The organism is Cupriavidus sp. 96C5-1 (assembly GCF_057798855.1).
This window is the reverse complement of the sequence record NZ_JBYOJU010000029.1, coordinates 72,213-85,076: the sequence shown is the minus strand read 5'-3', so window position 1 is coordinate 85,076 and position 12,864 is coordinate 72,213. Positions and strand designations below refer to the sequence as shown.

Annotated in this window: 14 protein-coding genes; 13 read left to right on the top strand and 1 reads right to left on the bottom strand. The window is 66.2% G+C overall.

All coding sequences use genetic code 11. The annotated features are described in order from the left end of the window. The first annotated feature begins 3 nt into the window (after window positions 1-3). Both AC3FOF_RS27530 and AC3FOF_RS27525 read left to right on the top strand, forming a co-directional pair. Window positions 4-651, top strand: coding sequence for an ABC transporter permease (locus AC3FOF_RS27530; protein WP_017231245.1), 648 nt, complete (start codon window positions 4-6; stop codon window positions 649-651). 2 nt (window positions 652-653) lie between these two features. Beyond that, a complete protein-coding gene (locus AC3FOF_RS27525) occupies window positions 654-1,829 on the top strand; it encodes an osmoprotectant ABC transporter ATP-binding protein OsmV (RefSeq protein ID WP_488728404.1) in 1,176 nt (391 codons plus the stop codon). Between the two features lie 133 nt (window positions 1,830-1,962). Here AC3FOF_RS27525 and AC3FOF_RS27520 read toward each other — a convergent pair whose 3' ends face one another. Continuing rightward, window positions 1,963-2,550: a TetR/AcrR family transcriptional regulator gene (locus tag AC3FOF_RS27520; RefSeq protein ID WP_017231243.1), complete on the bottom strand. Its 588-nt coding sequence runs from the start codon at window positions 2,548-2,550 to the stop codon at window positions 1,963-1,965. A 173-nt stretch (window positions 2,551-2,723) separates the two neighbouring features. Between AC3FOF_RS27520 and AC3FOF_RS27515 the strand changes: the two genes are divergently transcribed. From AC3FOF_RS27515 to AC3FOF_RS27465, 11 genes are all read left to right on the top strand, one after another. Then, complete coding sequence (locus tag AC3FOF_RS27515; protein WP_488728403.1) at window positions 2,724-3,545, top strand: alpha/beta fold hydrolase; 822 nt, start codon at window positions 2,724-2,726, stop codon at window positions 3,543-3,545. 4 nt (window positions 3,546-3,549) lie between these two features. Further along, window positions 3,550-3,846: a hypothetical protein gene (locus AC3FOF_RS27510; protein ID WP_276267566.1), complete on the top strand. Its 297-nt coding sequence runs from the start codon at window positions 3,550-3,552 to the stop codon at window positions 3,844-3,846. Window positions 3,847-3,860: 14 nt separating this feature from the next. Continuing rightward, the gene (locus tag AC3FOF_RS27505; protein ID WP_017231240.1) at window positions 3,861-4,700 is read left to right on the top strand and encodes a DODA-type extradiol aromatic ring-opening family dioxygenase; all 840 of its coding nucleotides are present in this window, start codon (window positions 3,861-3,863) and stop codon (window positions 4,698-4,700) included. 34 nt (window positions 4,701-4,734) lie between these two features. After that, window positions 4,735-5,079: a non-heme iron oxygenase ferredoxin subunit gene (locus tag AC3FOF_RS27500; RefSeq protein ID WP_017231239.1), complete on the top strand. Its 345-nt coding sequence runs from the start codon at window positions 4,735-4,737 to the stop codon at window positions 5,077-5,079. 20 nt (window positions 5,080-5,099) lie between these two features. Beyond that, window positions 5,100-6,500: an aromatic ring-hydroxylating dioxygenase subunit alpha gene (locus tag AC3FOF_RS27495; protein ID WP_017231238.1), complete on the top strand. Its 1,401-nt coding sequence runs from the start codon at window positions 5,100-5,102 to the stop codon at window positions 6,498-6,500. Continuing rightward, a complete protein-coding gene (locus tag AC3FOF_RS27490) occupies window positions 6,497-7,048 on the top strand; it encodes a 3-phenylpropionate/cinnamic acid dioxygenase subunit beta (protein WP_488728402.1) in 552 nt (183 codons plus the stop codon). The genes AC3FOF_RS27495 and AC3FOF_RS27490 overlap by 4 nt, the downstream gene beginning before the upstream one ends. A gap of 2 nt (window positions 7,049-7,050) precedes the next feature. Beyond that, a complete protein-coding gene (gene hcaB, locus AC3FOF_RS27485) occupies window positions 7,051-7,854 on the top strand; it encodes a 3-(cis-5,6-dihydroxycyclohexa-1,3-dien-1-yl)propanoate dehydrogenase (protein ID WP_276267564.1) in 804 nt (267 codons plus the stop codon). A 48-nt stretch (window positions 7,855-7,902) separates the two neighbouring features. Then, window positions 7,903-8,952, top strand: a complete 1,050-nt coding sequence (locus AC3FOF_RS27480; RefSeq protein WP_488728401.1) for an NAD(P)H-dependent flavin oxidoreductase — start codon at window positions 7,903-7,905, stop codon at window positions 8,950-8,952. 80 nt (window positions 8,953-9,032) lie between these two features. Next, entirely contained in the window at window positions 9,033-9,815 is a 783-nt protein-coding gene (locus AC3FOF_RS27475) for a 2-keto-4-pentenoate hydratase (RefSeq protein WP_488728400.1), read from the top strand. A 41-nt stretch (window positions 9,816-9,856) separates the two neighbouring features. Continuing rightward, complete coding sequence (locus AC3FOF_RS27470) at window positions 9,857-11,005, top strand: ABC transporter substrate-binding protein (RefSeq protein ID WP_488728399.1); 1,149 nt, start codon at window positions 9,857-9,859, stop codon at window positions 11,003-11,005. Continuing rightward, window positions 10,987-12,864, top strand: coding sequence for a feruloyl-CoA synthase (locus AC3FOF_RS27465; RefSeq protein WP_488728398.1), 1,878 nt, complete (start codon window positions 10,987-10,989; stop codon window positions 12,862-12,864). Before AC3FOF_RS27470 ends, AC3FOF_RS27465 begins: the two co-directional genes overlap by 19 nt.

Here is a 12,864-nt window from a genome sequence, read left to right as displayed (position 1 = left end):
CGCATGGATTTGCTGACCTACCTCCAACATAGCTGGCCGACGCTGCTCAAGCTGACCGGCCAGCATCTCGCGCTGGTCGGCTCGGCGGTGGGGCTGGCGATCGTCGTCGGCGTGCCGCTGGGCATCCTGTGCGCGCGCTTCCGCTTTCTCGCCGCGCCGCTGCTGACGCTGGCCACCATCGTGCTGACCTTGCCGTCGATCGCGCTGTTCGGCCTGATGATCCCGATCTTCGCGCGCTTCGGCCACGCGCTCGGCTACGTGCCGGCGGTGACCGCTGTGTTCCTGTATTCGCTGCTGCCGATCATGCGCAATACCTGCGTGGCGCTTGCCAATGTGGACGACGGCATCCAGGAAGCCGGCCGCGGCATCGGCATGACCACCTGGCAGCGCATGCGGCTGGTGGACCTGCCGCTGGCCGTGCCCGTCATCCTCGGCGGCGTGCGTACCGCCGTGGTGATGAATATCGGCGTGGCAACCATCGCCGCCATCATTGGCGCCGGTGGTCTTGGGGTGCTGATCCTGCAAGCGATCAGCCAGAGCAATATGAGCAAGCTGGCGATCGGCGCGGTGCTGGTCAGCGTGCTCGCCATCGTGGCCGATGCCTGCCTGCAGTGGTTGCAGCGGGCGCTGACACCGAAAGGAATTCGCTGAACATGATTGAACTCGACCAACTCACCAAGACCTTCAGGCAAAAGGATGGCGCGGAAGTGCGCGCCGTGGATGCTGTCTCGCTGACGGTGCCCAAGGGGGAAATCTGTGTTTTCCTCGGCCCGTCGGGTTGCGGCAAGACCACCACGCTGAAGATGATCAACCGCCTGATCCAGCCCAGCTCGGGCCGGGTGCTGATCGATGGCGAGGACACTTCCCGCGTGGACGAAGTGACGCTGCGCCGCAAGATCGGCTATGTGATCCAGCAGATCGGCCTGTTCCCCAACATGACCATCGAGGAAAACATCATGGTGGTGCCGCGCCTGCTGGGCTGGGACAAGAAGCGTAGCCGCGAACGCGCGCGCGAACTGATGTCGATGGTGCAGCTCGATCCGGACAGGATGCTGACGCGCTATCCGCGCGAATTGTCCGGTGGCCAGCAACAGCGCATCGGCGTGATTCGCGCGCTTGCCGCGGATGCCCCCGTCCTGCTGATGGACGAGCCGTTCGGCGCGGTCGATCCGATCAACCGCGAGAGCATCCAGAACGAGTTCTTCCAGATGCAGCGCCAGCTCGGCAAGACCGTGATCATGGTCTCGCACGATATCGACGAGGCGATCAAGCTGGGCGACCGCGTAGCGGTTTTCCGCCGCGGCAAGCTGGTGCAGTTCGACCATCCCGATGCCTTGCTTGCGCATCCCGCCGACGATTTCGTGCAAGCTTTCGTCGGCCATGACAACACGCTCAAGCGCTTGCTGCTGGTCCGTGCCGGCGACGCCGCCACCATGGCGCAGCATTGCAGCGCGGAGATGCCGCTGGCACAGGCTTTCGGCCTGATGGACGAGGCCGACGTGCGCCACCTGCCGGTGGTGGACGCGGCGCAGCGTGCCCTGGGCTTCGTCACGCGGCGCGATGCGCGTGCGGGGCAGGGCGTGTGCGCCGATGCGATGCGGCCCTTTGCCGCTACCGCCGCGTTCGACGAACACTTGCGCATCGTGCTGTCGCGCATGTACCAGCACAACACCAGCTGGCTGCCGGTGGTGGATGCGGATGGCGCCTACCTTGGCGAGGTCACGCAGGAATCGATTGCCGACTATCTCAGCTCGGGGCGCTCACGCGGCAATGCGCCGGTGATTCAGCCGCCGCAGGCGCCTGTGGCGATCGAGCGCATCGCGGCGTGAACGTGGCGGCGCGGGCCGCCACGGACGGCATGCGTGCCGCGGCGCTGGCCGTAGCGATGGTGGCACGCGGCAGCAAATCCCGGCAGGTGCCGCAATCGCCCCGGTGTTTGCGCAGCGTACCTGGCACCTGGAACTATTTGAGCAGCAGACGTTCCATGCAGGCTCTGCGCTCTTCCTTCTGGGCAGTGGTTCCCTGATTGGAAAGCAGGGATTCCGACAATTCGTAACTGTATAGCGCGAACGCCCTGGCCCGCGCCTCCGGGATGTCGAACCCGAGCGCGCTGAAGCACTGCGCAATATAGGAAAGCCGCTTGGCATCGACTTCGTCGAGCACCTGGCGCACGCGCTCTTCGCGGCGGGCCCAGGCGCGGATGGCGAGCTCCGTCGAGGCCGCCTCCTGCGCGGCGGTGCCCCGGAACGGCAGCGTGAGCAGATCCCGCACCAGCTCCCTTGGCGCCAGTCCCCGGCGTTCGAACCGATAGATGATCTGTTCGGTGGCTTCGTCGCGCCAGGCGGTCAGCATGCGGTGCAGCAGGTCATCGCGATCCTTGAAGTGCCAGTAAAAGCTGCCGCGCGTGACTTCCAGTTCCTTGGCGAGCACTTCGACGCGCACCGCGTCAATGCTCCGGCTGACCAGCAGATTGCGTGCAGCCTTGATCCAGTCTTCCGGTGTGAGTTGGTTGCGAGGGGCCGCTGAACTCGCCCCCGTGCCTTTGGGCATAGTGCCTCCACGAAAAGTTGCCAGCATTGTACTTCCCTCGTTCAATACATATATGTACGGAAAGGTTGTGTGCCGTCCACGGGTAAACACCAATAAATTTGCGTTAAATCAAGCTTGACCCGGTTCGCTTCGCTTCATAACATACACATACGTATGTGTATGGAGATTTTGAAATGAGTCAGAATGAAGGCGTCGGCTTGACCTTGACCGCCGCGGAGCACCAGACCAACTACTTCGACCAGGGCGCGGGCAAGCCGCTGTTCCTGCTGCATGGCTCGGGACCCGGCGTGTCCGGCTGGTCGAACTGGAAGGGCGTGATGGGCGAGCTTGCCAAGACCTTCCGCGTTGTCGTTCCGGACATCGCGGGCTTTGGCTTTACCGAGTTCAAGGAAGGCACGAAGTACGACATCAAGCTATGGGTGCGGCACCTGGTCGGCATCATGGATGCGCTGGATATCGAGAAGGCTTCGTTTGTCGGCAACTCCTTTGGCGGCGCGCTTTCCGTCGGCCTGGCAGTGTTCGATCCCAAGCGCGTCGACCGCCTCGTGCTGCTTGGCACGCCGGCCGGGGAGTTCGAGCAGACCCCGGGCCTGCGCTCGGCATGGGAGTACGAGCCGTCGCCGGAGAACATGGAAAAGACCATGCGCCTGTTCCCCTTCGACCAGTCGATCATCACGCCGGAAATGGTGCAGTCGCGCTACGAGGCCAGCGCCCGTCCCGGCGCACAGGACGCGCTGCGCAAGCTGCTGCCCAAGCCGAACGCGGAAGGCCCGACCATGGTCAAGGGCTTTCCGGAAGCCGCCATCGCCAGGATCGAGGCGCGCACGCTCGTACTGCACGGGCGCGAAGACCGCGTGGTGCCTCCCGCATGCGGCCAATTGCTGGCCCGCGCGATCCCGCAGGCGGACCTGCACCTGTTCGGCCAGTGCGGGCACTGGGTCCAGACCGAGCGGCGCGCCGACTTCCTGCACCTGGTCGCCACCTTCTGCGCATAAGACCATGAGCCGCAACGTCCTCGAAAAGGTCCTCCACCAGTTGACGGTGGACCGCTCGGCCAAACAGCGCTTTCGCGAAGATGCCGACGCCTATCTGCGGCGCTTTGCCCTTGGCGAGGCGGAGCGGGCCATGCTGACGCAGTTCGACGTGCTCGGCCTGCAGCAGGCCGGCGTCAACCCGATGCTCACCATGGGCTTCTGGCAGGAGCTGTCGCCGGACCGCGATATGCGCGCCTACATGAAGAAGCTGCGCCCGGTCGGATCGGCCGAGGCGCTGCACAGCGCCGCATTGAAGCGCTAGGAACAGGAGCAGAGATGGGAAAGATCGTAGGTGGCTTCCTGGTGCCCCATGACCCGGTGATGTTTGTCGCCCCCGAGGCGCCGGCGCCCGCGGTGCGGGAGCGCATGTGGAACGCCTTCAGGACTTGCGCGGCGCGGCTGGCGGAACTGGCGCCCACCAGCGTGGTGATCGTGGGCGCGGATCACTACATGTTGTTCGGTACCGGCTGCCTGCCCAGCTACCTGATCGGCACGGGCGATGTGGACGGCCCGCTGGACGCGATGCCCGGGCTGAAGCGCGGGGTGATCCCGAACAGCGAAGCGCTGGCATCGCATATCGCGAGCGCCGGCCACGCGAGCGGCTTCGACTGGGCGGTGGCGCGCGCGCTGACGGTGGACCACGCGATCGGCATTCCGAACCAGCTGATGGTGCAGCCGATGCGCGAAGCAGGACACACTGTCGGCACCATCCCGGTGTACCTCGCCGCTGGCGTGGACCCGTATATCCGCATGGCGCGCGCCATCCAGGTCGGCCGCCAGATCCGCGACGCGGTGAACGCCTATGCGCAGGACGAGCGGGTCGTGGTGATCGGCAGCGGCGGCATCAGCCACTGGGTCGGCACCGCGGAGATGGGCCGGGTCAACGAGACCTTCGATCGCGAGATCCTGGCTTATGCCGAATGCAACGACCTGCAGGCGCTGGCTGCGCTCAGCGACGAATACATCCTCGCCAACGGCGGCAACGGCGGCATGGAAATCCGCAACTGGGCCTGCGCCATGGGCGCGCTGGAAGGCGCGCGCGGCGAGACCATCGCCTACGAGGCCGTCCCGGAATGGGTGACCGGCCTGGGATTTGTCCAACTGCATCTGCAGTGACCGGCGATGAGCCGGGCAAGAAGGAACTATCGCAATGAGCAATAAAGTCTTCCTGATCCAGCGCGAGGCGCTGGCGCCGGGCCAGGTGTGCAAGGTCGAGACATCGCGCTGCCCCCTGGCTGTCTACAACATCGACGGCGAATACTTCGCCACCAGCGACGTGTGCACGCACGCGACCGCGTCGTTGTCCGAAGGCGAGATCGTCGATGGCGACCTGATCGCCTGTCCGGTCCACGACGGCCAGTTCCACATTCCTACCGGGCAGGCCGTCGGGTTCCCGTGCACGGTAGACCTGCGCACGTACAAGGTAATCGTCGAGGCTGACCGGATCTACGCCGATCTGGACCAGGAATCCGAAGCGGCGTCTTCGGCCATCTGAGGCCATCCAAGAGGCAGAACATGACACACGAATGCAGCGGAAACTGCGAACGCCTGCGCAAGGATCCGGCCAGCGCGCCCCTGCGCGACCTGGATCGCCTGCTCGATCTCGACACCGGCAGGCTGTCGCGCCGCGTCTACTGGGACCAGCGCATCTACGAGCAGGAGCTGGAGAAGATCTTCGCCCGCAGCTGGCTCTTTCTTGCCCACGAGTCGCAGATTCCCAAGGCGGGGGACTATGTCACCACCTATATGGCGGAAGACAACGTGATCGTGGTGCGGCAAAAGGACGGCGCCATCCGTGCCTTCCTGAACACCTGCCCCCATCGCGGCAACAAGCTGAACTTCACCGACGCCGGCAATGCGCGGGGCTTCGTCTGCAACTACCACGGCTGGAGCTTCGGCATCGATGGCGCTCTGCGCGGCATGGCCGGCCAGGAGTTGTTCGAGGCCAGCGGTATGGACCGCGCGGAGCACGGGCTGCATCCGGTCGCCAAGGTGGCGAGCTACAAGGGGCTGGTGTTCGGCAATATGGATCCGGACGCGCCTTCGCTGGACGAATTCCTTGGCGACTTCCGCTATTACCTGGACGTCATGCTGGACATGGACGGCGAAGGCACGGAGTTCGTCGGCGGCTGCGTGAAGTCGGTGATCAACTGCAACTGGAAGGTCCCGGTCGAGAATTTCATCGGCGACATCTACCACGCCCTGTGGACGCACGACTCCGCCGCGCGCGCCATGCTCGGCGGGCCGGTGGCCGAGGTCTACAAGGACCCGGATTCCTACCACGTCAATTTCAACGGCCACGGCTGGGAGTTCAACCTGGATGTCGTCGGCAATGCCGCAACCCTGGGCGACAAGGAGATCCGCAAGTACCTGTACGGCATCCAGCCCAAGGTGGCAAAGCGGCTCGGCGAGTTCCGCTCGAAGATGATCGGTTCGATCTCCTCGGTCAGTGTGTTCCCCAACCTTTCCTTCCTGCCGGGGCAGAACACCTTCCGCGTCTGGCATCCGCGCGGCCCGGGCAAGATCGAGCTGCACACCTGGACCATCGTCAACCAGAGTGCGCCGCAGGACATCAAGGACCGCTGGCTGAAGGGAACCATGCTGACGTTCTCGCCTTCCGGCGTATTCGAGATGGACGACGGCGAGAACTTCGAGTTCTCCACCCGCACCAACGCCGGCTTCGTCACGCGCCAGCAGGACCTGTACATGGGCCTGGGCCGCGACTCCAGGCTGGAGGATAGCGAACTGCCGGGCAACGTCTATCGCAACCAGGTGAACGAAGCCAATCACCGGGCGTTCTACCAGCGCTGGATGGACCTGATGCAGGCGCGTGCATGGGATGACGTTCCGGTGCGCGACAAGCCCAGCCTGCCGGAGAGCGCATTCGTCAACAACAGCCTGAAGGAGGTCGCATGAGCGCGCTTCCGCAACCGCAGCCGGCAGCCCCGGCGCCGCAGGCGGTGGACCTTGCCACCGCCCACCGGATCCAGCAATTCCTGTATCGCGAGGCTCGCTTGCTCGACAGCGAGGCGTGGAGCGACTGGCTGGCGTTGATGACCGAGGATATCCACTACTGGATGCCCGCCATCGAGAACCGCCGCCGCGCCGACAAGCTCGGCGCCTACGCCATCGGGCGGGGCGCGTATTTCGACGACAACCACTTCGACCTGTCACGCCGCGTGGCCCGCTTCAAGCAACCCTCCGCCTGGGCCGAAGACCCGCCTACCCGGCATGTGCACGTGATCAGCAATATCGAAGCGTACGCGGGTGCGGCGGACGGCGAGTTCATTGTCCACTCGGTATTCGTCAACTACCGTAGCCGGGGAGAGGCGGACAACGATCTGCTGCTGGGCCGGCGCGAGGATGTGCTGCGCGCCGACGGCGAGGGTTTCCGCATCGCTCGCCGCAAGATCGTCATCACGCAGTCCCTGCTGATGTCCAAGAACCTCAATACCTTCTTCTGACCATGGGCTGGCTCGATAACGATGTGGCATTGGTGACCGGTGCCAACTCAGGCATCGGCCTGGCGGTCACGCGCAGGTTCCTGGCCGAGGGCGCGGCCGGCGTTGGCGTGCTGGTGCGCAATGCCCAAGGCGCGGACGCCATGCGGGCCGAGTTCGGCGGCCGCGTGGCGATCACGGTTGGCGACGTGCGCTCGGAAGACGCCAACGCGGAGGCGGTGGAAGCCACCGTCAGGGCGTTCGGCAAGCTCGACACCCTGGTGGGCAACGCCGGCGTCTGGGATCACTTCGCCACGCTGCGCAAGCTGGATCGCGGCGTGGTCAGTGCGGCCTTCCGGGAAGTATTCGATGTCAACGTGCTGGGCTACCTGCTGGCGGCCCATGCCGCGGCGGGCGCCTTGCGGGAAACCCGCGGCAGCATGATCTTCACCTTGTCGAACTCCAGCTTTTATGCCGGCGGCGGCGGTCCTGTGTACGTGGCGTCCAAGCACGCGTGCGTGGGCCTGATCCGCCAGCTGGCCTATGAACTGGCGCCGGAGATCCGCGTGAACGGCGTGGCGCCCGGCGGCACGGTGACGCCATTGAAGGGACCGGAGTCGCTCGGCAAGCAAGAATCCAGGCTGTCGGAGATTCCCGGTTTCTCGGACGCCGTGGCGAACTCGGTGCCACTGGGCTTCATCGCCCAGCCGGAAGACCACACCGGGCACTACGTGCTGCTGGCCTCGCGCACCAATTCCCCGGCAACCACGGCGGCCATCCTGCAAAGCGATGGCGGGTGGGAAGTCCGCGGGCGGCCCGGTCGCCGCTAGCCGATTATCAGCCGACAGATCGGCAAGAACGGACAAGGAACAGACAAGATGAATGCCCCCAACGCGCCCCCCAACGCCTCACCCAGCGCTTCGCATGCAGCCGTGCGCAACGTTTTCGCCAAGGCGCGCCTGCCGGTCATGGCAGCGCCGATGTTCCTGGTGTCCGGCCCGGAACTGGTTACCGCCAGCCTGAAGGCTGGCATCGTCGGTACCTATGCCGCGCCGAACGCGCGCAACCTCGCCACACTCGACGCCGCGCTGTCGCACATCGCGGCCGAAGCCGCCCGCTGCCCGGACGTACCGTGGGCGCTGAACATGATCGTCCATAGCAGCTACGACCGCTTCGAGGCGGAAATGGAATTGGTCGAACGGTATCGCCCTGGCATCGTTACCACCGCGCTGGGCAGTCCCCGCCGCGTGCTGGAGCGCGTGCACGGCTATGGCGGGCTGGTGATGGCGGATGTCGTTTCGCCGGCGCTCGCGCGCAAGTCGATCGAGGCCGGCGTCGACGGACTGGTGCTGGTCACCAGCGGCGCCGGCGGGCATACCGGCACCTATCATCCTTTCGCATTCCTGGCGGAGGTGCGCCGCTTCTGGGACGGGCCCATCGGCCTGGCAGGCGCTATTTCCAGCGGCGCCGAGATCCGGGCCGCGCAATTGCTGGGAGCGGATTTCGTGGTGGTCGGCACGCGCCTGATCGCGACGCGGGAGAGCATGGCGGCTCCCGCCTACCGGGACCTGCTGGTGGCCAGCAGCATGGAAGACCTGGTGCAGTCCAGCGCCGTATCGGGCGTGCTTGCGAACTGGCTCAGGCCGACCGTGGCGGCGGCAGGCTTCACGCCGGACAAGCTCAAGGAGGAGACCAAGATCGACTTCTCCGGCGATATCGCTTCCGCGCCGAAGGCGTGGCGCGACGTGTGGTCGGCGGGCCATGGCGTCGGCGCCATCGGTGCCGTGCGCACCGTCGAGGACGTGGTCGCGGAACTGGCCGAGGGCTTTGCGCAATGCCTGTCCCGGGAGACGGCACAGCTCGCGCAATTGCTGCCGCGCTATCGCTCGCAGCAAGCCGCTGCCGCGGAGCGCCTCGCGGCTGCCTGACCAGGCATGCCGCCGGGCGGACAGGCAGGCTGACAACAGCATCTCCAGAACATTCCCAGAGCATTCCCAGGTAGACAACAATGACAGACAACCCCATCCAGCAAGCGGCCGATGCGCTGTACCAATCCCGCCGCGAGCGCAGCCCCATCGCCAGGGTCTCCGAGACCTTCGGCATCGGCGGGCTGGAGGCGGCCTATGCCGTCGCCGCCGCCAACACGCGCCGTGCCCTCTCCGACGGGCGTGCCATCAGCGGCAAGAAGGTGGGCCTCACGTCGAAGGCGGTGCAGGCCCAGCTTGGCGTGGACCAGCCGGATTTCGGCGTGTTGTTCGCCGATATGGAGTTCCTGTCCGGCAGCGCGATTCCCTTCGGCTCGCTGATCCAGCCCAAGGCGGAAGGGGAGGTGGCATTCGTCATCGGCCGCGACCTCGATGACGAGAGCCTCACCTGGGGACGGTTCCTTCGCGCCGTCGAGTTCGCCTTGCCCGCCATCGAGATCGTCGATAGCGCCATCCAGGACTGGAAGATCACGCTGGTCGATACGGTGGCGGATAACGCGTCGTGCGGCCTCTATGTCCTTGGCACCGATCCGAAGCGCGTCTCCGACCTGGCGCTGGCCGATTGCGCGATGCGCTTCGCCCGCAATGGCGAGCCCGTTTCCGCAGGCAATGGCGCGGCGTGCCTTGGGCATCCCCTTCACGCCGCCTGGTGGCTGGCCCGCACCATGACGTCGATGGGCGAGCCGCTGCGCGCCGGCGATGTCGTGCTCTCCGGCGCGCTTGGCCCCATGTTCAAGATCGTCCGCGGCGACGCGCTGCATCTGGAAATCGAAGGACTGGGGCAGGTGCGCTGCCACGTGGATTGACGTGAAACGCCCGTCGCAAGAACGGGCAATAGGAGACTGCAATGCAAATCAAGCACGCTGCAATCGCGGCGGGGATCGCCCTGTCCGCGTGGGCCGCAACCGCGGTTGCGCAAACCGCCGAGGTGACCATCGGCGTCACGCTATCGGCGACAGGCCCGGGCGCCTCGTTGGGCATCCCGGAAAAACAGGCGATCGCAATGCTGCCCAGGACACTGGGCGGCAAGCCGGTGCGTTATGTCGTTCTCGACGACGCCACCGATCCGTCCGCCGCATCGAAAAATGCGCGCCGCCTGATCCAGGAGGAGAAGGCGGACGCCATCATCGGCTCTTCGACCACGCCAGCCTGCCTGGCCGTCGCCGCCGTGGCCGCGGAAGGCAAGACGCCGTCCATCGGCCTGTGCCCCTTCGTCCCCAAGCCCGAGTTGATGAACTGGGTCTTCTCGCTGCCGCAGTCGGTGGCAGTGATGTCGACTGCCCTGGTCGAAGACATGAAGGCCCGCAAGATCTCCACGCTGGGCTTTGTTGGCTACAGCGACTCCTACGGCGAAGCCTGGCTCAAGGACATCGAGCCGCGCGCGCAGGCCGCCGGTATCCGCGTCACGGCGGTGGAGCGCTTTGCGCGCACCGACCAGTCGGTGGCGGGGCAGACCATCAAGCTGCTTGCCGCCAGGCCCGATGCGGTGATTGTCGCCGGCAGCGGCACGCCGGCCGTGCTGCCGATGGCCACCCTGCGCGAGCGTGGCTTCAAGGGCACGATCTACCAGACGCATGGCGTGGCCAACAACGATTTCCTGCGCGTGGGCGGCAGGTCCGCCGACGGCGTGGTGTTGCCGGCCGGGGTGCTGCTGGTGGCGGAACAACTGCCGGCGGATCACCCCAGCAAGGCGGTGGCTACCGGCTTCGTCCAGCGCTATGAAGCCAGATACGGTGCCGGCTCGCGCGATCTGTTCGCCGCCTATGCGTATGACGCCTATCTGGTGCTGGACCGTGCCGTTGCCGCTGCGGCAAAGACGGCGCAGCCGGGCACACCGGGTTTCCGGCAGGCGCTGCGCGACGCCATCGAGGGCACGGCGGACCTGCCCGGCGCGCATGGCGTGATCAATATCAGCAAGACCGATCATTCCGCCTACGATGCGCGCGGCCGCATCCTGGTCAAGGTGCAGGGGGGCACATGGACGCTCGCCAAGTGAACCCGCTACCCTCCATCATTCCAGCGCGCCGGGCCGCGGCGCCCGATGCCGGCCCTCGGCTGGCGGAACCGGATATCCTGCGCACGGACCATGCCGACGGCAGTTTCGTCCTGCGCTCGTCGGTTCCCCTGGGGGATTTCGATCGTTGCGTCGGCGACTGGCTGACCAGGTGGGCGGCCAGGGAGCCTGACCGCGTCTTCCTGGCGCAGAGGCGGGGGGCGGGCTGGCAGACCGTGAGCTACGGCGAGGCTTGCGCCACCGTGCGCAACATCGGGCAGGCCTTGCTGGATCTGGGCGTCGCCCGGGACGACCCGGTGGTGGCGCTGTCTGACAACAGTGTGAACCTGGCCTTGCTTTCGCTGGCAGCCATGCACGTGGGCCGCCGCATCGCCGTGGTGTCGTCCGCATACACCAGGATGAGCAGCGATCATGGCAAGCTGCATGCCATTCTCGCCAGCCTGCATCCCGGTCTGGTCTACGCGGAAGATGCGGCGCAATACGGCGCGGCGATACGGAGTGCGGAGCTGCCGTGTCCCGTGGTCTATACCGCGGGCGCCGCCGCCGGCGAGATACCGTTCACGGACTTGTGCGCGGCCAGTGCCGGGCCCGGCGTGGATGAAGCGTTCCACGGCGTCACGGGCAGCACCGTCGCCCGCATCCTGCTGACCTCGGGGTCGACCGGTGCGCCCAAGCTGGTGCCGAACACGCATCGCATGCTCTGCGCCAACCAGCAGATGATCGCGCAGTGCTGGCGCTTCGTCGACGAGGGGCATCCTGTCGTGCTCGACTGGCTGCCGTGGAGCCATACCTTCGGCGCCAACCACAATTTCAACCTGGTGCTGCGCAATGGCGGATCCCTGTACATCGACGATGGCCGCCCGGCGCCCGGCCTGATCGAGCGGACCATCGAGGGTATCCGGCAGGTTCGTCCCACGCTGTTCTTCAATGTGCCCAAGGGCTACGACGCGCTGCTGCCCTCCCTCGAGGCGGACGAGGCGCTGGCCGGGGCGCTGTTCGGGCGGCTGGACATGCTGTTCTTCGCGGCAGCGGCGCTGCCGCAGAAGACGGCGGACCGCCTGCGCGCGGTGGCGCGGGGCGTGCGGCACCAATCGTTGTTCTTCACGACGGAATGGGGCTCGACGGAAACCTCGCCGGTGGTGACCAGTGCGCACTTCTTCTCTTCGGATACCCGCAACATTGGCGTGCCGGTCCCCGGCGTGGAGCTGAAGTTCGTGCCCTGCCAGGAAAAGCATGAGCTGCGGGTGCGTGGCCCGTCGATCTTCGCCGGCTATATCGGCGACGAGGAGAAGACGCGGGCGGCCTTCGACGAAGATGGCTTCTACCGCATGGGGGATGCCGGCCGTCTTGCCGATCCCGCCGATCCGAATCGTGGCGTCATCTTCGACGGCCGCGTGTCGGAAGACTTCAAGCTGACCACGGGTACCTGGGTTTCCGTCGGCGCGCTGCGGGTGCGGGCGGTGTCGGCGATGTCCCCGTACGCGGTGGATATCGTGGTTGCCGGACACGACCGCGATGAAGTCGGCTTGCTGGTGTTCCCCACGGCGAAGCTGCGCACGCTGGCCAACGACCAGGACGGCACGCTTTGCGGAAAGTCGCTGGGGCTGGTGCCGGAAGTCAGGCGGGCGCTCGGCGCCGTGCTGGCCGACCTCTGCCGTGGCGCCGGCTCTTCCCAGCGCCCGGCCCGCGCGGTGCTGCTTTCCGCGCCGCCGGCCATCGAGCGGGGCGAAATCACCGACAAGGGCTATATCAACCAGCGCGCGGTACTGGCATTGCGCGCCGACGATGTCAGCCGCCTCTATTCGGACTGCGAGTCCGTGATCTTTCCGGACAGGATCTGA

Excerpts from the sequence above, each read along its gene's own strand:
- AC3FOF_RS27525 (WP_488728404.1), top strand. The coding sequence starts at position 654 with ATGATTGAACTCGACCAACTCACCAAGACCTTCAGGCAAAAGGATGGC.
- AC3FOF_RS27480 (WP_488728401.1), top strand. The coding sequence starts at position 7,903 with ATGAATGCCCCCAACGCGCCCCCCAACGCCTCACCCAGCGCTTCGCAT.
- AC3FOF_RS27520 (WP_017231243.1), bottom strand. The coding sequence starts at position 2,550 with ATGCCCAAAGGCACGGGGGCGAGTTCAGCGGCCCCTCGCAACCAACTC.
- AC3FOF_RS27475 (WP_488728400.1), top strand. The coding sequence starts at position 9,033 with ATGACAGACAACCCCATCCAGCAAGCGGCCGATGCGCTGTACCAATCC.
- AC3FOF_RS27510 (WP_276267566.1), top strand. The coding sequence starts at position 3,550 with ATGAGCCGCAACGTCCTCGAAAAGGTCCTCCACCAGTTGACGGTGGAC.
- AC3FOF_RS27505 (WP_017231240.1), top strand. The coding sequence starts at position 3,861 with ATGGGAAAGATCGTAGGTGGCTTCCTGGTGCCCCATGACCCGGTGATG.
- hcaB (WP_276267564.1), top strand. The coding sequence starts at position 7,051 with ATGGGCTGGCTCGATAACGATGTGGCATTGGTGACCGGTGCCAACTCA.
- AC3FOF_RS27465 (WP_488728398.1), top strand. The coding sequence starts at position 10,987 with ATGGACGCTCGCCAAGTGAACCCGCTACCCTCCATCATTCCAGCGCGC.
- AC3FOF_RS27470 (WP_488728399.1), top strand. The coding sequence starts at position 9,857 with ATGCAAATCAAGCACGCTGCAATCGCGGCGGGGATCGCCCTGTCCGCG.
- AC3FOF_RS27495 (WP_017231238.1), top strand. The coding sequence starts at position 5,100 with ATGACACACGAATGCAGCGGAAACTGCGAACGCCTGCGCAAGGATCCG.
- AC3FOF_RS27515 (WP_488728403.1), top strand. The coding sequence starts at position 2,724 with ATGAGTCAGAATGAAGGCGTCGGCTTGACCTTGACCGCCGCGGAGCAC.
- AC3FOF_RS27490 (WP_488728402.1), top strand. The coding sequence starts at position 6,497 with ATGAGCGCGCTTCCGCAACCGCAGCCGGCAGCCCCGGCGCCGCAGGCG.
- AC3FOF_RS27500 (WP_017231239.1), top strand. The coding sequence starts at position 4,735 with ATGAGCAATAAAGTCTTCCTGATCCAGCGCGAGGCGCTGGCGCCGGGC.
- AC3FOF_RS27530 (WP_017231245.1), top strand. The coding sequence starts at position 4 with ATGGATTTGCTGACCTACCTCCAACATAGCTGGCCGACGCTGCTCAAG.